25 protein-coding genes and 1 tRNA gene are annotated in these 22,257 nt (G+C 67.9%); all 26 read right to left on the reverse strand.

Features of this window, described 5'->3' with window-relative positions:
* Positions 1-148: 148 nt before the first annotated feature.
* A complete protein-coding gene (locus tag IY145_RS10630) occupies positions 149-964 on the reverse strand; it encodes a DNA adenine methylase (protein ID WP_196408186.1) in 816 nt (271 codons plus the stop codon).
* A 122-nt stretch (positions 965-1,086) separates the two neighbouring features.
* Entirely contained in the window at positions 1,087-2,079 is a 993-nt protein-coding gene (locus IY145_RS10635; protein WP_196408187.1) for a phage late control D family protein, read from the reverse strand.
* On the reverse strand, positions 2,076-2,288 hold the full coding sequence (locus IY145_RS10640; RefSeq protein ID WP_312030577.1) for a tail protein X: 213 nt from the start codon (positions 2,286-2,288) through the stop codon (positions 2,076-2,078). The genes IY145_RS10635 and IY145_RS10640 overlap by 4 nt, the downstream gene beginning before the upstream one ends.
* A complete protein-coding gene (locus tag IY145_RS10645; protein ID WP_196408188.1) occupies positions 2,285-2,698 on the reverse strand; it encodes a phage tail protein in 414 nt (137 codons plus the stop codon). Before IY145_RS10645 ends, IY145_RS10640 begins: the two co-directional genes overlap by 4 nt.
* A complete protein-coding gene (locus tag IY145_RS10650; protein ID WP_196408189.1) occupies positions 2,698-4,779 on the reverse strand; it encodes a hypothetical protein in 2,082 nt (693 codons plus the stop codon). Before IY145_RS10650 ends, IY145_RS10645 begins: the two co-directional genes overlap by 1 nt.
* Before the next feature lie 145 nt (positions 4,780-4,924).
* Positions 4,925-5,341 (reverse strand): phage tail assembly protein, encoded by a 417-nt coding sequence (locus IY145_RS10655; RefSeq protein WP_196408190.1) that lies wholly within the window; start codon positions 5,339-5,341, stop codon positions 4,925-4,927.
* 14 nt (positions 5,342-5,355) lie between these two features.
* Positions 5,356-5,865: a phage major tail tube protein gene (locus tag IY145_RS10660; RefSeq protein ID WP_196408191.1), complete on the reverse strand. Its 510-nt coding sequence runs from the start codon at positions 5,863-5,865 to the stop codon at positions 5,356-5,358.
* A 10-nt stretch (positions 5,866-5,875) separates the two neighbouring features.
* Positions 5,876-7,108: a phage tail sheath subtilisin-like domain-containing protein gene (locus IY145_RS10665; RefSeq protein ID WP_196408192.1), complete on the reverse strand. Its 1,233-nt coding sequence runs from the start codon at positions 7,106-7,108 to the stop codon at positions 5,876-5,878.
* 116 nt (positions 7,109-7,224) lie between these two features.
* Positions 7,225-7,749: a DUF4376 domain-containing protein gene (locus tag IY145_RS10670; RefSeq protein ID WP_196408193.1), complete on the reverse strand. Its 525-nt coding sequence runs from the start codon at positions 7,747-7,749 to the stop codon at positions 7,225-7,227.
* Position 7,750: 1 nt separating this feature from the next.
* Positions 7,751-9,058 carry a hypothetical protein gene (locus IY145_RS10675; RefSeq protein WP_196408194.1) on the reverse strand — a complete coding sequence of 436 codons (1,308 nt, stop codon included), beginning with the start codon at positions 9,056-9,058 and terminating at the stop codon, positions 7,751-7,753.
* 8 nt (positions 9,059-9,066) lie between these two features.
* Complete coding sequence (locus IY145_RS10680; protein ID WP_196408195.1) at positions 9,067-14,388, reverse strand: hypothetical protein; 5,322 nt, start codon at positions 14,386-14,388, stop codon at positions 9,067-9,069.
* Positions 14,385-14,774, reverse strand: a complete 390-nt coding sequence (locus tag IY145_RS10685; protein WP_196408196.1) for a hypothetical protein — start codon at positions 14,772-14,774, stop codon at positions 14,385-14,387. Before IY145_RS10685 ends, IY145_RS10680 begins: the two co-directional genes overlap by 4 nt.
* A complete protein-coding gene (locus IY145_RS10690) occupies positions 14,771-15,952 on the reverse strand; it encodes a phage tail protein (protein ID WP_196408197.1) in 1,182 nt (393 codons plus the stop codon). The genes IY145_RS10685 and IY145_RS10690 overlap by 4 nt, the downstream gene beginning before the upstream one ends.
* The gene (locus tag IY145_RS10695; protein ID WP_196408198.1) at positions 15,949-16,560 is read right to left on the reverse strand and encodes a phage tail protein; all 612 of its coding nucleotides are present in this window, start codon (positions 16,558-16,560) and stop codon (positions 15,949-15,951) included. The genes IY145_RS10690 and IY145_RS10695 overlap by 4 nt, the downstream gene beginning before the upstream one ends.
* On the reverse strand, positions 16,557-17,495 hold the full coding sequence (locus IY145_RS10700; protein ID WP_196408199.1) for a baseplate J/gp47 family protein: 939 nt from the start codon (positions 17,493-17,495) through the stop codon (positions 16,557-16,559). The genes IY145_RS10695 and IY145_RS10700 overlap by 4 nt, the downstream gene beginning before the upstream one ends.
* Complete coding sequence (locus IY145_RS10705) at positions 17,492-17,881, reverse strand: GPW/gp25 family protein (RefSeq protein ID WP_196408200.1); 390 nt, start codon at positions 17,879-17,881, stop codon at positions 17,492-17,494. The genes IY145_RS10700 and IY145_RS10705 overlap by 4 nt, the downstream gene beginning before the upstream one ends.
* A 4-nt stretch (positions 17,882-17,885) precedes the next feature.
* Complete coding sequence (locus IY145_RS10710) at positions 17,886-18,092, reverse strand: hypothetical protein (protein ID WP_196408201.1); 207 nt, start codon at positions 18,090-18,092, stop codon at positions 17,886-17,888.
* A gap of 10 nt (positions 18,093-18,102) precedes the next feature.
* Complete coding sequence (locus IY145_RS10715; RefSeq protein WP_196408202.1) at positions 18,103-18,669, reverse strand: phage baseplate assembly protein V; 567 nt, start codon at positions 18,667-18,669, stop codon at positions 18,103-18,105.
* Positions 18,666-19,232 (reverse strand): hypothetical protein, encoded by a 567-nt coding sequence (locus IY145_RS10720; RefSeq protein ID WP_196408203.1) that lies wholly within the window; start codon positions 19,230-19,232, stop codon positions 18,666-18,668. Before IY145_RS10720 ends, IY145_RS10715 begins: the two co-directional genes overlap by 4 nt.
* A complete protein-coding gene (locus tag IY145_RS10725; RefSeq protein WP_196408204.1) occupies positions 19,229-19,717 on the reverse strand; it encodes a phage virion morphogenesis protein in 489 nt (162 codons plus the stop codon). The genes IY145_RS10720 and IY145_RS10725 overlap by 4 nt, the downstream gene beginning before the upstream one ends.
* 7 nt (positions 19,718-19,724) lie before the next feature.
* Positions 19,725-20,171 (reverse strand): DUF1320 domain-containing protein, encoded by a 447-nt coding sequence (locus IY145_RS10730; RefSeq protein ID WP_196408205.1) that lies wholly within the window; start codon positions 20,169-20,171, stop codon positions 19,725-19,727.
* 5 nt (positions 20,172-20,176) lie between these two features.
* On the reverse strand, positions 20,177-20,419 hold the full coding sequence (locus tag IY145_RS10735) for a hypothetical protein (protein WP_196408206.1): 243 nt from the start codon (positions 20,417-20,419) through the stop codon (positions 20,177-20,179).
* Positions 20,420-20,532: 113 nt separating this feature from the next.
* A tRNA-Ala gene (locus IY145_RS10740) sits at positions 20,533-20,608 on the reverse strand.
* A gap of 5 nt (positions 20,609-20,613) precedes the next feature.
* Entirely contained in the window at positions 20,614-20,844 is a 231-nt protein-coding gene (locus IY145_RS10745) for a hypothetical protein (protein ID WP_196408207.1), read from the reverse strand.
* Positions 20,845-20,855: 11 nt separating this feature from the next.
* Positions 20,856-21,797, reverse strand: coding sequence for a Mu-like prophage major head subunit gpT family protein (locus IY145_RS10750; protein ID WP_196408208.1), 942 nt, complete (start codon positions 21,795-21,797; stop codon positions 20,856-20,858).
* A gap of 29 nt (positions 21,798-21,826) precedes the next feature.
* Positions 21,827-22,246 carry a hypothetical protein gene (locus IY145_RS10755; RefSeq protein ID WP_196408209.1) on the reverse strand — a complete coding sequence of 140 codons (420 nt, stop codon included), beginning with the start codon at positions 22,244-22,246 and terminating at the stop codon, positions 21,827-21,829.
* Positions 22,247-22,257 lie beyond the last annotated feature (11 nt).

Here is a 22,257-nt window from a genome sequence, read left to right on the forward strand (position 1 = left end):
GGGCCGAGGGCGGGACGGCAAGTCCATCGGGCCCGGGACACTAAGGGGATCACGCGTCTCGACGGGCGAAAAGCGCGTGCGGGAAGTCGAGCTGTAGCGCGCCAAATCGGATGGCACTCGGCGACAGATCGGTTGGCACAGGCCGCTCTCACCGCATCGGCCCTCGGACGATCAGCTCTCGCGCGGCCTTGATGCTCCGATCGCCGCCTGCCGCCGTATAGGTCAGCTCTGCCGATTCCGCCTGAAAGCCGCCGTAGATCGCGCGCGTTTCCGCGCAGTCGTTTATGGTCAGGATGAAGCGGCCTTTCAGCGCCCTTAAAGCCCTCGCCAAAGCCTCGTGATCCTCCCGTGGGAAGGACGCGCGGTAGTAGCGCTCGGTCCCGTAATAAGGCGGGTCCAGATAGAAGAGCGTCCCTGGCCGGTCCCAACGGTCCAGAAACAGCCGCCAATCGAGGCATTCGATCGTGACGCCGGCGAGTCGGCTGTGGATCGCCTCCAGCGCCAGGCCGAGCTTGGTCACATCGAAGCGAGCGGACTGCTGGGTATTGATGCCGAATGACCGGCTCGCGACCTTCCCGCCGAAGCTCAGCTTCTGCAGATAGAGGAAACGCGCCGCCCGTTCGAGATCGGTGAGCGTCTCCGGCTCGACTGCGGCGAGCCGCTCGAACTCCGCCCGGCTGGTCAGCTGCCATTTCAGCATCTCCATGAACGCCTGATAGTGGCGCTGCAGGATACGGAAAAAGGTCGCGACGTCCTTGTCCCGATCGTTGATCGCCTCCACCCGAGGCGCGAGTCGACGGCGCAGAAACACGCCGCCCATGCCCACAAACGCTTCGGCATAGATAGAATGAGGCGTCGCCTCGATCATCTCGCAGAGGCGCGGGGCGAGCTGCTTCTTGCCGCCGATATAGCCGGAAGCCGGCCGAACCGGCGCAACTGCCCGAAATTCCGAAATCTCCACCATCTTTTAATTCCGATGCTGCCACCCTGCCTCTCGGCGGGGAGCGTTATCGTTCGATCGCGCTGCGCGGGTGTAGCTTCCCGGCCTCTCCCGCGTCCGGGGCGACCCGGCCCCGCTGCCCTTCGTCACTCCTCCTTCGGCTCGCAGGCCGCCCTCACGACGAGCCCCTGCGGCCCCCAGCCGAAAATCCTGCTGGTGACCGTCCACGCCCGATCGTCGTCGTCGTGAAAGCCCATGGTCGTGAGCACGCCGCCCGGCGCGACGCCGACCAGGCCGGATCGGAAAGTGACGTGAAACGGCCGGCCGTCGCGGTCGAACTTGCCCTTGCGGGCATTGGCGTGGTGCTTGGCCTCGGTTTGTGTGCCGAAGACATGCGGATGCGTGTAGTCCGGCGCGCCGTCTCCGGATTGGCCTGCGTCGCTCGTCATCTCGTTACGCTTGGCCTTCTTGCGGTCGTAGTGGACAGCCTTGGCCTTGTCCCGTTTCGGCCTGTCGCGCGTCGTGAAGGTGAAGCCCTCGCAGTCATTGGGCGTGATGGTCACTCCGGCCGCCGCGGCGCCCGATGCCGTCTGGCCCTGGCCTTTGGGCAGGAACAGCAGCCGCCCGTCCTGGAATTTCGCTAGCGCCCCATAGGCTCGCGCCAGCCGCATGACGAGATGCATGTCGGACTCGCCTGTCTGGGCGATGATCTTCTCGATCTTGATCGCCGCCAGCGATTGGTGGAGCGCCGCCTGGAGCTTATTGTCCGACGCGACCTGCCGCAGCACGTCGCCGAGCGTCTTCGGGGCCTTCCAGGACCGCGTTTTCTGGCCTTTCAAAGTCTTTTTGAGGTCGGCGGAATCGCCCGTCAAATGCAGCTCCGCCCGTGGCCCGGTCTTTGTCACCTCGGTGACGACGAATTCCCCGACCTTCACCGTCCCGGTTTCCACCCAGCCGACGCTCACCACCACCTTCTGGCCGGTCTCCGGCTTTTTGATCCGCCCGTCATAATTGGAGAGCGACATATGCAGCGTGTCCGCCCGCTCGCCGTCGCTCTCGACGATCTGCCCCGTGAGCGCTCGCTTGCCGATCAGCGCGACCGGCTGGCCATTGAGCGAGATTTCGACCTTCGGCGTCATGACCACAGATCCACAGAGGCGATTTGCGGCGTCGGCCGCGTGAGATCGGGGAGACTGATGGTCAGATTGGCCGGCAGCAGCGGCCCATAGTCCGCGAGCCCCCTGTTTGCCGCGAGGATTGCCTCTGCCGCGCCGGCGTGCTCGTCGCCATAGGCGCGCTTGCCGATGGCGTCGACCATGTCGCCCTGCTGTGTGACGTAGAACCTCACGGCCAAAGGCTCCAGATTTGCCCCGCGCCATCGTCATGCGCGTGGAACTCCAGGTCATAGGTGACTTTCTGCGGCCGCCCGCCGGGCAGGTGAAAGCTCTCCACCGCCTCGGCGCGCTCGAGCCGGTAAGGCCCCGGCACGTCGCCGGAGAGGGCCAGCAGCGTGTAGGTCTTGCCGGAGCGGCAATCGGCCAGCAGCGCCCGCACCACGCTCTCCAGCGCGCCGCCCTGCGCGACGGGATAGATCGTGCCGCGCAGCGCGACGATATCCTCGCCAGGACCGAGATATTGACCGGCTGGCCGCCGCCCGATGATCGCATGCTTCTCCCATCGCGCCTCGACGCGCCGGCGCAGCTCCTCGAAGGCGGCGCCGCCGACCTCGAACCGATGCGGCCCCCAGCCCATAAGCATCAATGCGCCTCCGCGCCGTCATTGAGGCCGTGGCCGCGCGCGCTGCCGCCACGATTGATCTGCCCGATGAGACCCACCGCCTCGCGCAGCTTGGCGAGCAGCGCGTCGACGGACGAGGAGTCGACATGCGCCTCGGCTTTGACTTCCAGCGACTGCTTGATCTGCTGCCCGGCCTCCTCCGCCTTGCGCACGGCGTCCTCGATCTGGCTCATATCGACATGCGGAGCCGGCGCGGCCGTCGACGCAGGCTGCTGCGGCGCGCCGGGCACGCCCTGCAAGGCCGCAAATGTGGGGATCGGCGTCGGCGGCCCGATCGGTTGCAACGCCGCCGGAGCCGGAGTCGGCTGCGCGAAGAAAGGCAGCGCCGTGCCTGTCGGCATGCGCCGCATGCGCTCGAAAACGCTCGCCGCTGCTTCGCCCGGCTGGCGATGAAAAGCCGAATGGATCGCGTCGACCTCGTCGCGATAATGCTCGACCGTCTTGCCGGCGATAGCGGCGCCCAACCGATCGCGCTGATCCCACAGCGCGCCGAGCAAGAGGCCCGCGAGGCCGCCGCGCACCAGGCCTTTGAGCAGTCCGCCGCCGGCGACGGCCGCCGCGCCGCCTTCGCCCGCGGCGCGCGCCACGCCTTCGCCCCAGGCCTCGCCCGCCTTGATCAGCCCGCGCCGCGCCAGCGCCGCTGCGGCCGTCCAGCCGGCGAAAATCGCGCCAATGCCGCCGGCGGCCGTCGCGGCGGGATGCTTCTCGGCGATGGCTCCGAGGCGGCTCTCCAGCTCGGAAAACCAATTCATGACGCCAGCGGCGGCCGGCATGAAGGGCTTCGCTGCGTCGCGCAGGAGATTGTCGAATTGCGACCTCACGCCAGTCGCCGCCAACGCCGGGTCCTTGCGCTGCCAAAGCTCCGCGGCCGAAAGCCCCGGCGCGCGCTTGTTGAAGCCGAAATCCTTCTCGATCACGCCGCGCTGATGCAGCAGCTTGTCCGCGATGTTGCGCGCCGTCTGGTCCGAGAACAGCGCCGACTCGACCTCCTCCCGCTTCTCGGCGGAGAGCTTGTCGAGCGCCGGACCCAGAATATTCCAGACCCAGAGATCGGGCCTGTGCATGAACAGGCTGCCGCCCTTGATCGCGCCGGGCTCCGCGGCCTTCACCCCGAAAGGACCGCCCTCGATCGCCTTGTTCATGTCGAGGAGGCCAATTTCCTTCAGCGCCGCGAGCGCGCGCGGCTGCGCGCGGCCCGCCTCGATCTGCATGGCCATCTGCGTCAACGCATTGCCGACCGCGTGGCCGCCCATTTCCTGGATGAAATGCCCGCCGGCTCCGCGCAGAAAGTCCTCGTCGAGCGAGCGCGCGATCGGCCCTTTGAGGCCCCGATAGAATTCGTTGATGTCGTTGACGTGGAAAGTGTCGCGATAGACCTCCATCCAGCGTGCGAAAGTATCGAGGCGCAGGCGCGCCTTCTCCGGATCGCTGGCGACGCCGCCCTGCTCGAGCGCTTTGACGAGGTAGCTGAACTCCTTGTCGTCGCTGTGCCCATGCATGCCCTGCTGGATAGAGCGGAGCCGCAACAGATCGGGCATGAGGCCGGTCGCATGGTCGAGCGAACCCACGAACGTCTGGGCGTCGCCCAGCATGGTCTCGACCTGCGTCTGCGAGAAGGCCCGGAAGCGCCGCGACAGCTCGGCCGATTTGCGCTGGATATCCTCGATCTGGGCGAGGCTGTTGCCCTGCGCCTCGAGGCTCACCTCGGAGTGCTCGCCGGCGACGCCCTCGCGCAGGCCGGCCCGGAATGTGGCCGTCGACGCCCGCTCGAGGCCGCGCGCTGCGGCGGCCGTCATCGCCGCCGATTGCGCCGCATTGATCTTGCGCATCGTCTGCTCGTAGCGCTCGGCCTCCTCGCGGGCCTTGCGTATCGCCTCCTGCTGCTCGAACCAGACGCTGGCCTTCACGCCGCCGCCCGTCGTGCGCTGCTTGTCGATCGCCGCGGCGGTCTTTTGCAGCCGCTCCAGCTCGCTCTCCACGCCGCGGATCGGCCCCGTCGCCTGATCGATCAGGCGCAGGATCATCTCGACGGTCATGCTCATGAGAGCCTCACGGTCGCGTAGAGCCGCTTCAGGTGCTCTATCGCGCGCTTATGCAGCCGAACGATCGAGGGGATAGGCAGGCCGAGAACTTCGGCCCGCGAATAGTGGAAGCAAAGCCCGATATCGTCGAGAACCTCTTCGAGGCTCAGCGGGCTTGCCCGAAAAAATCGATCGACTTCGTGACCAGCGTGCCGGCGTCCACCCCATGCATCGCGCCGAATACGAGTCTGTCGATCGGCGCGCCGTCGACCGACGTCAGGCTGATGGCGAAGTCCACCATGGTCGGCCGCGGCGAGGCCGCATAGAAGCGCGTGATGTCGAGCCCCGTGGGGATGCGCATCGTGACCGCCGAATAGGTCACGCCCTTCAGCTTGAAGGGATGATCGAGAACGATCGTCTCGCCGCCCCAATTGCCGCCCGCGTCGAAATCGACGATCGGCGCGATCGCATTCGCCGGAGCGGCCGCCGCCGTCGCAGCATCCACGGCCGCCGCCGTCGTCGCGGTCGCCCCCTGCGCGGCCTGCATCAGTTTGGTTTGAAACTCTTGTGCGCCGTCGACCATGTCTATTTCTCCCGTCAGTAGCCCAGCGCTGCGCGCACACGGGCGTAAGGATCGCTTCCGCCGACGCTGTAGACGCCGGCCTCTATGTCGATATCCCAGATGACCGAGCCGTCGATGGTCAGCTTCAGGGCGTCGAGCGCGGTCTTGAATTTCAGCATCGCCTTCTTGCCGGCGTCCCATGCGCCGGGGTCGCATTCGATGACCTCGCCGCGCATCTGCAAGATCGCCGTATGCTCGGCGTTCCGGTCGCCGTCGAGGTAGCCACGGACGCCGAAAGCCACGCCCTTCGCGCCCGTGTAGAGGCCGACGAGCGCCAGCACCTGCGGATCGAAAGAGGCGAGATCGGCCTCGAAATCGAAAGCCTCATAGCCGAGCGCGATACGACGCGGGGCCAGCATTCCGCCGCCGCGATGTTCCTCGGTCTTTTTCTTGACCTTCGGCAGGCTGCACTTCTCGCCGCTGCCCGCCTTGCCATAGCCGTCCGCGAAGACCGTGAACGCCTGGAGGATATAATCGAGCTGCATCCTATCCTCCTCACGCCGCCGTCTGCTGGGCGATCATCGACGAGAGGCTCGTCAGCAGATCGCTGTAGTAGTCCGCATTGCGCTGCGCCTTGTAGACGATGTGCTCCATCGGCGCGGGCGCCTCGGGGTCGATGCGCCAGGTGTAGACGCCATTGCGCATCTGCGCGGGCGGATTGTCCTCCGGGTCGAGCCAGCATCGGCCGCCGACGAGAAAACCCTCGTTCTTGCCAAACTTGAAGAAGGCGTTGGCGCGCTCCGTCATGTCGAGCAGCAGCTGCACGCTCGGCGGCTTGTCGACCGCCCACAGCGTCGCCTCGTCGAGCGCCTCATAGACGGCGTCCTCGGTCGTGCGGACGACCTCGAACACCCAATTGGCGTCGTCGGCCGTGGTGCGATTGCCCCAGCGCCGCCAGCCGCCATACTGGCCCGCGCTCGCCTGGCCCATATTGATGATGGTGGCGATGCGGTTCTCGTTGAGGATGTTGGCGAGGCAGTCGGGATCGCCGCTCGCCCAGTCGACGGGCGTCGAGACGCCGCCGATCGACTGCAGCACGAAGTTCGACGGCGAGAACCAGAAACCGTTTTCGCGATGCACGCGCGCGGTCAGGCCTGCGAAGACTGCTTCCGCCGGCCGCGTCACAAAGGCCGAGGAGACCGGATCCCAGGCCAGCACATTGGGATAGATCGGCGTCAGCCGCGCGCTCGACCAATCCTCGCGCCAGGCGAGCGCCTCGTCGCTCGAGGTCGAGGGCGTGGAGGCGTAGACGCGCCCCCGCAGCTTGCCCGCGACGGCGAGCAGCGCCGCCACCACGGGGTTGGAGGCGCCGCTCGGCCGCGTCGACGTGAAGCCGGGCGCGATCAGCGTGCGCGGCTGCACGCCCACGTGAGAACGCGCGGAGAGCAGCGCATAGGCGCCGGTGCGCGCGGTGAGCGAGCCGATGACCTTGGTCATCTGCGCGTCGACCGTCGTGGCCGTGTCCACGCGCACGACGACGCAGGCGCCGCCGCCCTCGGCGTAGAAGTCGCGCACGGCGGGCAGCAGCGTGCCGGTCTCGCCGAGCAGCGCCGCTTTCTGCGGCGCGGAGGTGAGCAGCACGGGCGTGTCGAGCGGGAAGGCTGCGACGTCGGCGAGAGGGGCCGTGCCGATGATGCCGGCGACGGCCATTTTATTGACCGTCACCGACTGATTGGCGGAGGCGATCTCGACCGTCTCGACGCCATGCAGGAATTGAGAGCCGGGCAAATTCGTCTCCTCCGAGCGCCGTAAAAGACCTTTTCAAAGACGCTTGACGCGCCTTTTCATCCTGCTCAACATCCGTGAAATCCCGCCAAAATTCAGCCGGAGACAGCTGTCTCCCGCTACGCCGGCCAGCCCGTCTCTATGTCGATCGCCGCCAGCGCCGCAGCATCGGCCGCCGCGGTGATCGCCGCGGTAAGCGTCGCTTCGTGGTCGAAGCAGCCTTGCACATGGGCGCGCACGGCCTGCGCCACGGCGATCAGCGTCGCATGGTCAAGCAGCTGGAATGTGCCGTTCGCCAGCTTCCAGGTCACCGCGTAATTATTGTCCAGCACGCCGGCCACAACGGCCGCGGTGAGCTTGGACTGCGTCGCCGCGTCGCTCGGGATGGAGAGGCCGCCGACCGTGACGCCCGCCGTCTCGGCGCGCCAGCGGCGATCGGCGAGAGCGGCGAACTTGGCGGCTTTGAGCGCGGCGAGCGTCGGCGCAGGGAGCGGCGTCGGCGCATGGCCAGCGGCGAGCCAATCGCGATAGGCGCGACTGTCGGCCGTCTCTGAGTCGACGGGGACGAGCGCCCCGTCGGCGTCGCGGCGCACGACGCGCGCGAATGGCAAGCCGGACAAATCGGCGATGGTCGAATAGGTCATGTCAGATCTCCGCTGAGGCAAGAAGAAGCCCGCCGGGCACCAGAATCGCGACCTCGCCTGGCGCGGCAATACTCGCTACGAGGTCGACGTATCCTCCGTCGACACTGAGGTATGATCCCTCGAGGCTGATCGCGTCACAGAAGGCGATTCCCGGCCGCACGAGCGCTCCTGCCCCAGATATGATGATGACCGAGGGGACTCCTGCCATCCTAATTGAGAAAGTCCCCGACAGAGTGGCGCTTGTGCCAGTAGGTTTCCACGTTCCTGACCACCCGACGATCCTCTGGAGGTAGCGCTGGCATAGGGTATTCTCGAGGCTCAAATGCGAACGTTCGAATGCGGTCAAATAGCTGCCGGGTTCGAACTGCGGACGCAAGATCGTGCCATTCGCGAACTCGACATTCGTCTGCACACCCGCGGCCAATCCCGTGACGACGAGCGGCGCCGTGCGGGACGCCGTCGCATAGGAGCCGGAGCCCGCATAGCCCGTCCCCTGCCAGACGCGCGCCTGCGCCGTTCCGTCGTGCGACAGCACATAGGTTCCGCCCTCGATCAGCCCGGCCTCGACGGGCATGATCAGCGAGCCCGCGGAGGGTGAGATCGTCGTATCGAGACCGCTCCCCGCAAATGTGTATGTCGAGCCTCCCGATCCCGCCTTGAGGCCGTCATGACCATAGGCGCCGGCCGCGAGCGTCACCGTCCCGGAGACCACGCGCTGGTTGAGCGCGAAAGACGCGTTGCGCAGCCGATTGCGCCGCCCGGTGAGCGCCCAACCCTTCACGCCGCTCGGAAAGGCGACGGCTCCAGTCGTGCGATCGGCCGTCATCGCCGCGAGCAGCGCCGCGTCCGAGACGCCGGACTGCCCGACATAGAGCCCCGGCGCGCCGGAGTGCGCGTCCATGACCATGCGCCCGGTCGAATCGTCGGCATAGACCTTGACGAAAGGGGCCTCGGCCGAACCTCGATCGAGCAGCGATTTCATCAACGCCCGCAGCTCGCCGGTGGACGGCATGGACATGCGGATCACCTTATAGGCGGCGCCCGATTGCGTCGCCGCGGACCATGGCTTCGCGAGTGTCAGCGTCGCCGTCGAGGCCCCGGATACGCCAGAGACCTCGCTGATCAGCTCATAGCCGACGCCGTCGACGACGAAAAAATCGCCGCTGCGCACGGAAGAGAAGGTGAGGCCGGAGACCGCATCCGTGGTGATGATCCCGCTGTTGGTGAGCGCCACATTGCGCTGGCCGTTCTGGATGCTGGCCGTGCCCTGCGTCCAATCATCGACGCCGCGGTAGGTGTTCGCAGACATAGTGCCTCCTATTTGGCGAGTTCGAAAACGAGCAGCGATGTCGTGCCGAAGGCCGAATTCGGCGAGGAGACGTCGATGGCGAATGTCGCCGTCGAGTTCTCCCCGGCGACATAGCTGATGAGCATCACGGCCGGCATGGCGATGGCGCCGGTGACGGCGAGGCCGTTTTGGGTATTTTCGACGATCGGCACATTGTAGACGGGGCGCGTGGCCACAGTCGCGCGACTGCCCGGATCGGCGCCGCCGACCGATAGCGACATGGAGCCGACAACAGGCGTGTAGCTGGCCGTGGGGCACGAATATTCGGCCATGATCGCGATGCGCGAGCCGGCGCGCACCGCCAGAGTGACCTCCGCATGACCGCCGGCCGTCGTGACGCCGGCTGTGTGTGAGACCGCATTGTCCGCGATCTTGCCGGTCGAAATCGTGCCGCCCACGATGAGGCTGCCTTCGATCTCCATATTGCCGGTGAACCGCAGCGTATAGACCGTAGCATCATTGGCCTTTTTGACGCCGCTGAAAATCAGCGCGCCGGTCTGGCCGTCGATCGCGCCCGCCAGCGTCCACTGCACGGCGACGCCGTCGAGCGACGTCTGCATGGTGGAGAGCGACGCGCTGTGCCCGCCGACCGTGCTGGACAGCGAGGACAGCTCCGTGGCGATGGCGCCGACGGCCGTGGAGCGCGTCGTGGCCTCGGAGCTGATCGCCGCCTCATTGCCGCCGACCCGCGCCGTCAGCGTCGTCAGCTGATCGGAGAGCGCGCTGTCACCTGCCGAGCGCGTGACCGCCTCAGTGGAGATCGCCGCCTCATTGGAGCCGGCGCGCGTCGTCAACGTCGTCAGCTGATCGGCGAGCGCGCTGACCGCATTGGCCCGCGTCGTCGCCTCGGAGGAGATCGCCGCCGTATGGCCGCCCACCGTCGACGAGAGCGCCGAGAGTTGATCGGAGATCGCATTGTCCGCCGTCGCCCGCGCCGTCGACTCGGCCGTGATCTGCGATTGATGATCTCCGACCGTCGCGTTGAGCGTCGCGACCTGGTTGGCGATGGCGCTGACGGCGGTGGAGCGCGCCGTCACCTCGGTGGAGATCGCGGCCGTGTTGGAGCCGACCGTCGCGGTGAGCGTGTCCAGCCGATCGGAGAGCGCACTGTCACCCGCCGAGCGCGCAACCGCCTCAGTGGAAATCGCCGCCTCATTGGAGCCGGCGCGCGTCGTCAACGTCGTCAGCTGATCGGCGAGCGCGCTGACCGCATTGGCCCGCGTCGTCGCCTCGGAGGAGATCGCAGCCGAATGGCTGCCCACCGTCGACGAGAGCGCCGAGAGTTGATCGGAGATCGCATTGTCCGCCGTCGCCCGCGCCGTCGACTCGGCCGTGATCTGCGATTGATGATCTCCGACCGTCGCGTTGAGCGTCGCAACCTGGTTGGCGATGGCGCTGACGGCGGTGGAGCGCGCCGTCACCTCGGTGGAGATCGCGGCCGTGTTGGAGCCGACCGTCGCGGTGAGCGTGTCCAGCCGATCGGAGAGCGCACTGTCACCCGCCGAGCGCGCAACCGCCTCAGTGGAAATCGCCGCCTCATTGGAGCCGGCGCGCGTCGTCAACGTCGTCAGCTGATCGGCGAGCGCGCTGACCGCATTGGCCCGCGTCGTCTGCTCCGTGCTGATCGCCGCCGCATGGCCGCCGACCGTCGCCGTCAGCGTCGTCAGCTGGTCAGAGAGCGCGCTGTCGGCCGTCGCGCGAGCCGTCGTCTCATTGGCGATGGCGGATGTGTTGGAGCCCACCGTGGCGGAGAGGCTGGCCAGCTGCGTCGCAATGGCGCTGTCGGCTGTCGAGCGCGCCGTCGCCTCGGAGCTGATCGCCGCCTCATTGCCGCCGACCCGCGCCGTCAGCGTCGTCAGCTGGTCCGAGAGCGCGCTATCGGCCGCCGAGCGCGCCGTCGTCTCCGTGGAGATCGCCGCCTCGGAGGAGCCGACCCGCGTCGTCAACGTCGTCAGCTGATCGGCGAGCGCGCTGACGGCATTGGCCCGCGTCGTCTGCTCCGTGCTGATCGCGGCGGTATGGCCGCCGACCGTCGTCGTCAGCGTCGTCAGCTGGTCGGAGAGGGCGCCGTCGGCCGTCGCGCGAGCCGTCGTCTCATTGGTGATGGCGGACGCGTTGGAGCCGACGCCGGCGGAGAGGCTGGCGATTTGCGTCGCAATGGCGCTGTCGCCCGTCGAGCGCGCCGTCGCCTCGGAGCTGATCGCCGTCTCGGACGAGCCGACCCGCGCCGTCAGCGTCGTCAGCTGATCGGAGAGCGCGCTGTCCGCCGCCGCACGCGAGACCGTCTCGGTGGAGATCGCCGCCTCGGAGGAGCCGACACGCGTCGTCAACGTCGTCAGCTGATCGGCGAGCGCGCTGACCGCATTGGCGCGCGTCGTCTGCTCCGTGCTGATCGCCGCGGTATGGCCGCCGACCGTCGCCGTCAGCGTCGTCAGCTGGTCTGAGAGCGCGCTGTCGGTCGTCGCGCGAGCCGTCGTCTCGGAGGAGATCGCCGCCTCGGACGCGCCGACGCGCGTCGTCAGCATGTCCAGCTGCGAGGAGAGCGCGCTATCGCCCGTGGCCCGCGCTGTCGCCTCGGAGGATATAGCCGCAGTGTTGCCGCCCACCGTCGCCGTCAGCGTCGTCAACCGATCGGCGAGCGCGCTGTCGGCCGAGGCCCGCGCCACGATCTCGTCGCTCACCAGGGCGAGCGCGGCGCCGAAGCGCGCGCCCACCTCGAGCCGATAGGCGGCCAGCGCATGAGTTGCGTCGGCGACGGCCGTCTGGGCCATCTCGACGCCGGCGAGCGCGCGCGCGCCGCTGTCGGCCGCCTGCTGCGCAGCGAGCGCCGCGACGAGGTCCGAGACGTCGCCGGCGTCGCCGATCGCCGCCAGCACGCGGTCCGAGCGGCCGGCGAGCGCGCTGTCGGCCGTGGCTCGCGCGACCGTCTCCTGCGTCGCGAGGCCCAGCGCCTGGCCGACCCTGGCGCCGACGTCGACGCGCAAATCCGCCAGCGCATGCGTGGCGTCGGCGAGCGCCGTCTGCGTCATCTGCACGCCGGCGAGCGAACGTGCGCCGCTGTCGGCCGCCTGCTGCGCGGCAAGCGACGCGACGAGGTCGGAGACGTCGCCGGCGTCGCCGATCGCCGCCAGCACGCGGTCCGAGCGGCCGGCGAGCGCACTGTCCGCCGTGGCTCGCGCGACCGTCTCTTGCGTCGCGAGGCCGAGCGCCTGGCCGACCCTGGCGCCGACGTCGACGCGCAAATCCGCCAGCGCATGCGTGGCGTCGGCGAGCGCCGTCTGCGTCATCTGCACGCCGGCGAGCGAGCGTGCGCCGCTGTCCGCCGCCTGCTGCGCCGCCAGAGCCGCGACCAGGTCGGAGACGTCGCCTGCGTCGCCGATCGCCGCCAGCACGCGGTCCGAGCGGCCGGCGAGCGCGCTGTCGGCTGTCGCCCGTGCGACCGTCTCTTGCGTCGCGAGGCCCAGCGCCTGGCCGACGCGCGCGCCGACGTCGACGCGCAAATCCGCCAGCGCATGCGTGGCGTCGGCGAGCGCCGTCTGCGTCATCTGCACGCCGGCGAGCGAGCGTGCGCCGCTGTCCGCCGCCTGTTGCGCCGCCAGCGCCGCGACGAGGTCCGAGACGTCGCCGGCGTCGCCGATCGCCGCCAGCACGCGGTCCGAGCGACCGGCGAGCGCGCTGTCGGCCGTGGCTCGCGCAACCGTCTCTTGTGTCGCGAGGCCGAGCGCCTGGCCGACCCTGGCGCCGACGTCGACGCGCAAATCCGCCAGCGCATGCGTGGCGTCGGCGAGCGCCGTCTGCGTCATCTGCACGCCGGCCAGGGAGCGCGCGCCGCTGTCCGCCGCCTGCTGCGCCGCCAGCGCCGCGACCAGGTCCGAGACGTCGCCGGCGTCGCCGATCGCCGCCAGCACGCGGTCCGAGCGGCCGGCGAGCGCACTGTCCGCCGTCGCCCGCGCAGCCGCCTCGGAGGCGACCGTCGCGGACATAGCGTCCGAGGTCGCGGATAGCGCCACGATCTGCGAGGCGAGCGCGCTGTCGCCCGTGGCGCGCGCGAGCTGCTCGCTATCGACCGAGGCGCGCATCTCGCCGATCTGCGCGGCGACCAGCGTCTGCAGCGCCGCGATGGCCTGATCCGGATTTGCCGAGGCGACGGCCGTCTGCAAGACGAGAGCGACCGCCGCCTGCGAACGCGTCGCCGCCTCTGTGGCGCGATGGCTCGTGATCTCGGCGATGAGACTTGCGATGTCTCCCTCGTCGCCGCCCAGCACGGTGGCGACGCGATCCGTGCGGCCGGCGAGCGATTGCATGGCGCCGGAAATGACGCCCACATCGCTCGTGACCGATGCGAAGGAGGCGTCCGACTGGGCGTGATAGTCCTCGACCGTCTGCGCGACCTGGATCAGCTGCGCCAGAGCGTCATCGGCAGCCGATTGCGCCGTCGTGACGGCCGCGCCGAGCTGCTGAGAGGCCGCCTGCGCCTCGGTCCGCGCCGCCGCGACTTCGCCGCGCGCTGTCTGCGCCTCGCCGAATGCATTGGTCGCCGCCGCCAGAGCTTCGGTTCTGGCGCTCACGACCTGACTACGGGCCATCTGCGCTTCGCCGAGCGCATTGCCTGCCGCCGCCAGCGCCTCGGTCCGCGCAGCCGCCGCCGCGGCCAGCGCCTCCGCCCGCCCGCTCGCAGCCTCGCTGCGCGCCGTCTCCGCCTCGGCGCGCGCATCGGCCGCCGCGGCCAGAGCCTCGGTTCGCCCGCTCGCCGCCTCGCTGCGCGCTGTCTCCGCCTCGGCGCGCGCGGCGGCCGCCGCCGCCAGCGCCTCGGCGCGTGCGCTCGCAGCCTCGTTGCGCGCTGTCACCGCTTCGGCGCGCGCGGCGGCCGCTGCCGCCAGCGCCTCGGCCCGCGCCGCTGCGATCTCCGCTCGCGCGTCCGCGGCCTCGCCGCGCGCCTCCGCCGCGGCGGCCAGCGCCTCGGCCCGCGCCGCAGCGATCTCCGCCCGCGCATCCGCCGCCTCGGCGCGCGCCTCGGCCGCTTTGGCGCGCGCCTCGGAGGCCGCCGCGTCTATCTGCGCGGTCAAATCCGTAAGCGTGTCGACGCGGCCATTGACCTCGCCCAGCGACAGCACGTCGCCCGAGGGCGCGACGGCGATGCGCCGCACGCCCGAGACGCCGAGCGTCCGCACGATCTGCCCCGCCGTGACGCGCACGACGGCGCCGCGCGTCGCGACGACGGCGCGCGTCGTCGGCGCGACGCGGCGGACCGTATTGTCGCTCGCGACCCTGCGGACAGAGGCCTGCGTCATGCGAGCCCCGCGCGTATGGTGAATTTGAGCGGCCCATTGTCCTTGCAGAGATTGACCCGCGCGCCGTCGGCGATCGCGACGATGTCGCAGATCGCATCGCCCTCCTCGAGGTTCGAGCAGGTCGTTGCAGGGATCGCAAAGGAGAGCGTGCCGGCCGGCCCGTCGACCGTCATCGTCTGCGTTTGAGTGGACGCCTCGACCAAAACGAATTCGGTGTCATCGGCCCGTCGGATCGTCGCCGCGAACTCGACGCCCGTGATCGCGAGCGGAATCGCCGGATCGACAGTCGTGTCCGCCAGAAATTGGATGGCGTCGCGAAAATCCGAGCCGGTCGCGATTGTGAACTCCCACGCCGGGAGTTGCGGGATGGAGAGGATGTTGGTCACGAGACGCGCGTCCAATAGAGATTATAGACCGCGACGAAGCCCGCATTGTTGCAGAAGGCCCATCCGCTCAATTGCCAATTACCGGTGATCGCGCCGAACCATGCCGCCGACGCCGTATTCGTGGCGCCGGTGTAGGGATATTGATTGCTGGCGGTGACATTGGGCACCGAGCCGGCGGCGAGCTGCGCCGACGTCGCCGCCATGCCGAGCGAATAGCCCCAATCGGCGGGATTTTGCTCGAGCCATGTGCCAGCGGCGCTGGTGACGATCGTCTGCCCGACGCCGGTTCCGAAACCGCTTTGTGTGCGCAGCCACGTCAAAAACGCGGATAGCGACCATTTGCGATGATGGCCCGCCACGCTCTGATAGAGCGCGATACTGTCCGCCGCCGCGATATCGGCCGCCGCGGAGAGCGACGGGAAATCGAGATTGGCGCGATGCGTGTTGTCGATCGTCACGCCCTCGCCGCTGCCAGTCAGCGCAACAGCGATGTCATGCAATGCGTTTTTGACTTGCGCCAGCGTCGGCCACGGCCAGGGAGAGAGGCTCCCTACGCCGGCCGCGAATTCCGCATCATTGGCGGGACGCTCGACGCCGATCTGCGTCAGGTTCGAGCGGCGGACCCGGAACAGCCGCTGCAGCCATCCGCCAGATATCGTGTCCTCAGCGTAGAGCGGGCTCTCGGCCGTCGGCTGATGCGCGTTGATCGCCGCCTGCAGCGCCCCAACCGTCGCGTAATCGGCCGAGGGCGGCGACAACACGACGACGCCTGTGTCCGACTCGGCGATGGCCGCGACAAGGGAGAGGTCGCTCGTTTGCCCTTGCGCTGCCGACGTTTTTTCGACGAGCGTCTGGCCGTAGATGCAGGCGACGCCATTCTCGTCGAGGATGACGAATTCTCGCACCCAGAAGCCGCCCACACTCGACGGGATCACGGCGCGCACATCGACCTGCGCCGGATTGGCGGAGTCGACAGTCACCGAGGTGATGACGCTGCCGCGCCACACCTCATGGATCACGCCGCCAGCGGCCACGAGATCGCTGATCGCCGGCACTGCGCCATTGCCGTCGCCGAGGATGATCTGGCCGGCCAAAAAATTCACTTGCGCGCCGCCGGCCTGCGCGGCCTGCCTGCGCGCGATGTAAGCGGCTGAGACCTTGGTGGCGTAGACCGTCATTGCGGGAAGACCTTCACATTGAGCACGACGCGCGTGGTCGCGCCGACATAGATTTGCGGCGGGGGCGGCAGCACATCCTCGGGCAGCACGCGCAGAGTGACGCCGATGCTCGACGCCGCGCCGATGAAGAGCGGGGCCTCCGGCTGGCGCACGCGCAGCCGCGGATGTGGCCAGTCGCGGACATTCTTTCGGCGGAGCGCCGAGGCCTGCATGGCCGCGAGATCGGGCGCCGCCTCGCCGGGATCGATGAGCGTCTCGACAGCGAAGTCAGGCCATTCGAGCGAGCTATCCTCGAAGCATTCGACGACGCGCACCTCGCGGCCGATATCGAGCGATATCTCCGCCTCCAGCGCGGCCGCCGTGCCGTAAGCGATGTGATCCTCGAAGGACATGGCGACAGCCAGCCGATCGAGCGCCTCGTCGGTCCCCGTGTAGTGATGGATCGAGCGCTCCATCGCGAGAGGCGGCAGGAATTGGCTGTCGCAATGCAAAGGATCGCGCTCGCGTCGAATCGCGTCGACGTCGGTCGAGAGGACGCGCGCGCTGGTCTTGGACTGCGCGCGCTCGAAAGCCGTAGCGTTTCCGGGCAGGAGATCGTCGTCGCTCACGCCGCCGTCCTCCAATAGAGCTTCACGCCGGTGCAAACCGGAGCCTGCAATGGGCCGCCGCCGATCGCCGGCACGGAGGAGAGGTTCTGCGCGCCGGCCCAGGGCGCGCGCATCTCGACGTCGACGACGACGCCGGCGTCGTCATGGCCGATCGCCGCCATCACGCCGCCGAACGTCACGGGCGCGCCGATCTTCCGGCGGCTCTCCGCATACGCCTTGGCGCGGACAAATTGAGCATCGCGCACAGTGTCGCCATCCGCGCCATGCGGCACGACGATCGTCGCGTCGATCTCGTAAGGCGCGATCGTCGCGGCGACGACATTGACGTAGTCGTTGACCTTGCGCACGTTCCGCGGCGAAACGCGATTGCGCACCAACTTCAGGACGGCTTCCGGCGTGACGCCGCTGGAATTGACGCCCAGCACGACGATCCGCACCTCGCCGCGCGCGACGCCGTCCACCTCATGCCCGTAGATCGCCACATCGGCGATGTCGGCCGGCGCGGCGCTACGCGCGTCAAACTCATATCCGCCATAAGAACCGCCGCGCGATAGGGCCTCCCAGGCGAGCTGCGCCCGCAGCCGCAGGCTGGTGTCGCTCTCGCCGCTCGCGCGCACACAGCCGTAATTGGCGGCGACGACGTCGAGGTCCGTCTCCTCCGCGAAGGCGAGCGATGTGGCGAGGACAGCCTCATTGACGCGCTGGCGCAGCAGGCCCTCGCGAAACGTGTCGACCCTCTGGTGCCAGGCGCCCGGATTGCCGACGAGCGCGGTCACGTCATAGAGCGGCAGGCTCGGGTTCTTGACCCGTTCGGCCTGCCAATATTCCAGAAACTTCTGGAAACGCGCGTCGAGAATGGCGTCGAAGGACCATGCCTCCAGCGCCGCCGGCGCGGCGATGGCCGAGAGGTCGACACGGTCGAAGCGCGCGCTCATGACGCCTCCGCGGTCAGCAGGAAGGGCGCGATCTGCGTCGTCTGCGCGGTCTCGACGATGGAGTAATCGCCGAGGTGGCCGTTGGGATAGAAGTCGCCGACGATCGCAAAGCCGATCACGCCATCGCCGCCGGCCTGCAGCACGTCGATGCGGCGGAGCTTGAAGCCGGGCTCCCATTTGCGCAGGCTTTCGGCGATCGACATGAAATGATCCATGATCGAGGGCGTCGACATGGGCCGATCCTGCAGGGTCGGGCCATCGGAGCCGAAGTCGCGGCCCAGCACGAGCGAGCCGATCGCCGTCGTGACGATGATCCCGATCGACTGGGCGCATTCCGCCCAGCCGGTCAGCAGCTCGCCTGTGTTGCGATCGACGCCCGTGCGCATGCGCTCACTCCTGCGTCGCGGGAGCGTCGGCCGGCGGATCGGTCTTTTCGACCAGTCCTTCCAGCACGTCGAAGGTCATGGCGCGCTCCGTCGCCTGGAAGCACTCTCCGACCACGCGGCGAAAGCCCTGGATCATACCGCCATGATCGCGGGTCTTGATCACCTTCCACCACAGCAGCGGCTCATCTTTCAGGGCGGCTTTACCGAACATTGAAAGCTCCTTATTTCACGAAAACCTTGGTCGCGAGATTGCCCGTGGCGGCGTCTCCGCGCGTGTCGAGCGTGCCCTGCATGGCCGCCGGCTTGTCCGCATCGGCGCCGCCGAGATAGACGATGCCGGCGAGGATGATCTTGTCCGCCCGCAGCGTGATCTTGCCGTCCGCCACCTCTATGGCGTTGCCCATGGCCTCGAGGATCGCCGCCTTGTCCGTGGTGCGCAGCCGCGACGGCTTGTCGGCCGAGCCGCGCTGCGCGCGAATGTCCTCGTCGGCCGATTGCGACGGCGCCTTATTGTCGTCGTGGAAGCCGCCCGCGATCACCATGGCGTTGGCCGGATCGCCGTCCGGACAGAGCGCCATGATTTGCTGGCCCTTCTTGAGCGGCGCGAAATCCGCGCCCGTGCCGCCATGCGCGCCGACGTCGACGTCATGCGTCTCGAAGCCGAGATCGAGCACGGCCGTGTGCGTCTTGCCGTCGTAGCTTTTCACTGTGCCCGGCCGGATCATGACGGACATCATTCGCCGTATCTCCGCGACCTGATATTGCAGCTCCTCGATCGGATCGCTCACGGCGCGCCTCCCGCGAGAGGATCGCCGCCGATCGGCAGCGGATCGGCGAAGAGCGCGCCATTGACGAAGAGCTGCGTCAACGCGCCGAGCGCCTCGTCGAGGCTCTCGCCGAGCAGCACGGGCGAGGTCCATGTCACCTGCCAGAGCGCGACGCCGGCGTTCTGCGAGGCGTCGGAATATTCATTCGCGCCGCGCAAATTCTCCGGCTGAAAGACGCCTTCGAGCCCGAAGCGATGGCCGGCGACGGCGAGCGCCACCGCATTGGCGATGAGCAGCGCCGCCGTATCGCGCCCCACCTTGTCGCCCTCCTGCATGGCGTCCTTGGCGACGACGACGGCGGCGAAATGCACGGGCAGCCGCAGCATGCCGCTGGAATGACGCTCGACGCGGTCAAAGCCCATGCAGGCCACGCGGATCGCCGGCGCGAGCGTCGCGAATTTCTTGACTTCGCCGTCGTCGAATGTCCCGCCATGCGGCTCGATCGAGCGCAGGCCGGGGATTTTCGTGCGCAGCCGCGCGACGACGGCGTCGCGAAGATTGACGAGATCGCCGACGCCGCTCATTGAAGCACCTTGGTCAGGAAGCGCTCGGCCGTGCGGATCATCTCCTCTTCATTCGCCTTGGAGAGCCCGACATAGCGCCGCGCGGGAATGGTCACCTTGCCGGCGAAAACTTCCTTTCCGCCGATCTTGAAGACGAGCGCCTTGCCGGCGACCGGAAAGATGATCGCGCCGAGCTGATGCACGCGCGCGCCGATCCAGCCGGAGCCCCAGCGCGCCTCGGTCTCGGTCGCGATATAGTCGATATGGCGCGCCAGATGCTCGCCCTTGACGAAGAGCGCGGCGCGGCCATCGATCGTCGGTTTCCAAGGCTTGCCTTCCGGCGTCGTCTTCTCGACCTCGAGGCGATGGCGCGTCTGCTCCTGGCCGCGTCGCGCCAATCCTTCCGTCAGCTCGTGCTTCTCCAGCGCTGCGGCGCGGTTGAGCCGCGTCAGCGCGGCGGACATGCCGTTCACGTCCATATGGAAGGAGACGCCATCCATCAGCATGTTCCTTTCACATGGCCCTCAGCCGATTGCGCGAGAACTCGCGATCATTGGCGGCGACGATCGCTTCATTGGGCGATGGCACCGCGGCCGCCGGCGCGCCGGGTGGCGGATTTTGCGGAATGTCGGCGAGGCCGCGCGCTACGTCCGACAAGAACTTGCGCGCCGCCTCGACGGCGTCCTTGACGATGTCGTTGCGCGCGCCGGGCGTGTTGGAGAGCTCGCCCATGGCGAGATCGCAACAGAGATTGCGCAACAGCGTCATGCCATCCGGCGCGGCGTCGATCGGCAGAGCGTAGCGCTTGGCGAAATAGCCGTTCATCACCGCGCTTGCGCTGTCGAGCGCTGCCTCTATGCGCAGCGGATCGCGCGCCTGCGTCGCCCCGTCATAGGCGGCGAGGTCCACCTGCTCCGCGCCCCATTTGCGCACCAGATCGGATTCGGTCGCGTAGGACATGAGCGCTACTCCCGCGGCGGCCACACCCAGCAACGGCCTTCATTCGTCGCAAAATCCTTGTGCCGAACGGAGCCCTCATCGACGTTCCCGCCATAAGGGCGAAAGACCTTCAAGTTCACATACGCATCCATCCCGTCCGAGAACACCTGTGTGATGATGGCCGCGTAAGGCCCTTCGCCGACGCCATTCGTCTGACCGCTGGGGTTCTCTGTGTAGAAATGGACGATGCGTCCGACTGTCGGATTCATGCTGCGCTCCTCGAAAAACATGCGGGCGGCGGGCTGTGCCCCTACGTTCGCAACGTCCCTAATGGTGCCGGAGGCCTCGCGAGCCGTGCCGGACCGCCCTCTCTGGGTATTCTTGGTGCGGGAGGCGGATTTGAACCGCCGACCTCCTGGCCGTGGCGAGCCAGGCGAGCTGCCGCTGCTCTATCCCGCGACAATCACTCCGCGCGTCGAACCGTCAGATACGGGTCGCCCCCGATCTCCTCGAGCTGGCCGCGCGTGATCTGCGACAGGTCGATATCCTGCTCGATCGGCCCGAACTTGATCCCGCCGCGCCAGCGCCCGTCCTCGGGCCCGCGCACCTTGATGATCTCGCCGGCCTCGCCCGCGGGCAGCTGGCTCTCGTCGAGGGGCTCCTGCGCCCCTCCGCTCTTCGGAGCTTTCGCCATCGTCCCCTCCGTCAACCCAGCCACGGCGACATGAAGATGTCGACGATGTCGCGATCCGTGTTCTCGATCATGCCGATGCCGCTGGCGTTGATGACGCCGGGCGAGCCATCGACGGGCAGATACTGCGACTTGATGAGATCACGCGCCGTCTGCTCGAGCGTCGGGCCGCAGACGAGCAGTGTCGGCTTGACGCCGAGCGGGCGACCGTAGTCGGCCTTCAGATTGATCATCGCCTGGCGCGCGGCGCGGAAATTCGCGCGATTGAGCGGCTGCTTGGAGGCGTAGATGATCTGCCACAAGCCGAAGCCGACATTGCAACGGCCATCCGTGCCATAGACGAACTCGTTCGCCAGGAACACGCGGTCCGACTGGTTCGGGTCCGTCTTACTGACGAAGCCGAACGCCCGGCGCAGCTGATAGATGATCGGCATGAACCCCTGAGTCGTATCGATCAGGAACCACGGCGCCCCGGAGCCGGCCTGGACATTGGACACGAACGTATCGTTGCCGTTCTCATCCTTGACCGGGTGATTGGTGTCGAAGAAATTCTGGCCGTCGTAGCACGCCTGAGTGAAGCCCTTGCCGAGCAGCCCAAAGCAGAGCTCGTCGGGGAAAAGGGCCACGGAGCGGCCCAGTCGCGCGACGGCCGGCGAAAACAGGCCGTAGGTGTCGTCCTCGATCTGCTCGCGTTTCAGCGAGATCGTCGACTCCCAGGTCTTGTTCCGGATCTGATAACCGTAGCTGTCGAGTGAGCCGATCACACGATCGCCGACCCATTCCCGGATGCGCGGCATCTGGCCGAGCCAGCCATAGTTGGAGGCCGAGGTGGTCGATTTCACCTCCATGGCGATCTTGTTCCACGTCGGCGTGACGGCCCCGAACGCATTGTTGAAAGTGAAATTGAAGCTCTGGAAAATCGCATCCAGAACCGACGGCGTAATGATCTCGGGCATTGTCCGCTCCTAGAGAATGTGTGCGCCGGTCAGGCGAATTTCACCCAGACGCCGCTCGACTCGACGTCGAAGATCGTCCCGGCCTGCGGCTTGGCGCCGCTGTTGGAAGTCTTGGCGACGGTGTGATCGTCGCTCGCGTAGCAGGCGGCGCCGACGTCGCCGATCGCGATCGGATCACTCGGGTCATTGTCCAGCAGGAATGTCCCGATTTTCGTCTTGACCTTCTTGTCGCCGGCGACGCCGAGGCGATTGTCGGCATTGCCTTCCGCCATGCCGACGATCTTCAGCGCATTGTTCGCCGCGCCCGGCGTCGCCACGGCATTGGCGCCGGAGCCGGAGAGCGCCACCATGCCGCCCTCCCAGCAGACGGTCGCCGCCGCCACCGGAAAGGCGCGCGTCGTCGTGGTCGCGCGCTCGCGAATGAGATGTCCCTTTTGCAGAGCGGCCATGTCGAGGCTCT

It is taken from the genome of Methylosinus sp. H3A (assembly GCF_015709455.1).
In the GTDB taxonomy this organism is placed as follows: domain Bacteria; phylum Pseudomonadota; class Alphaproteobacteria; order Rhizobiales; family Beijerinckiaceae; genus Methylosinus.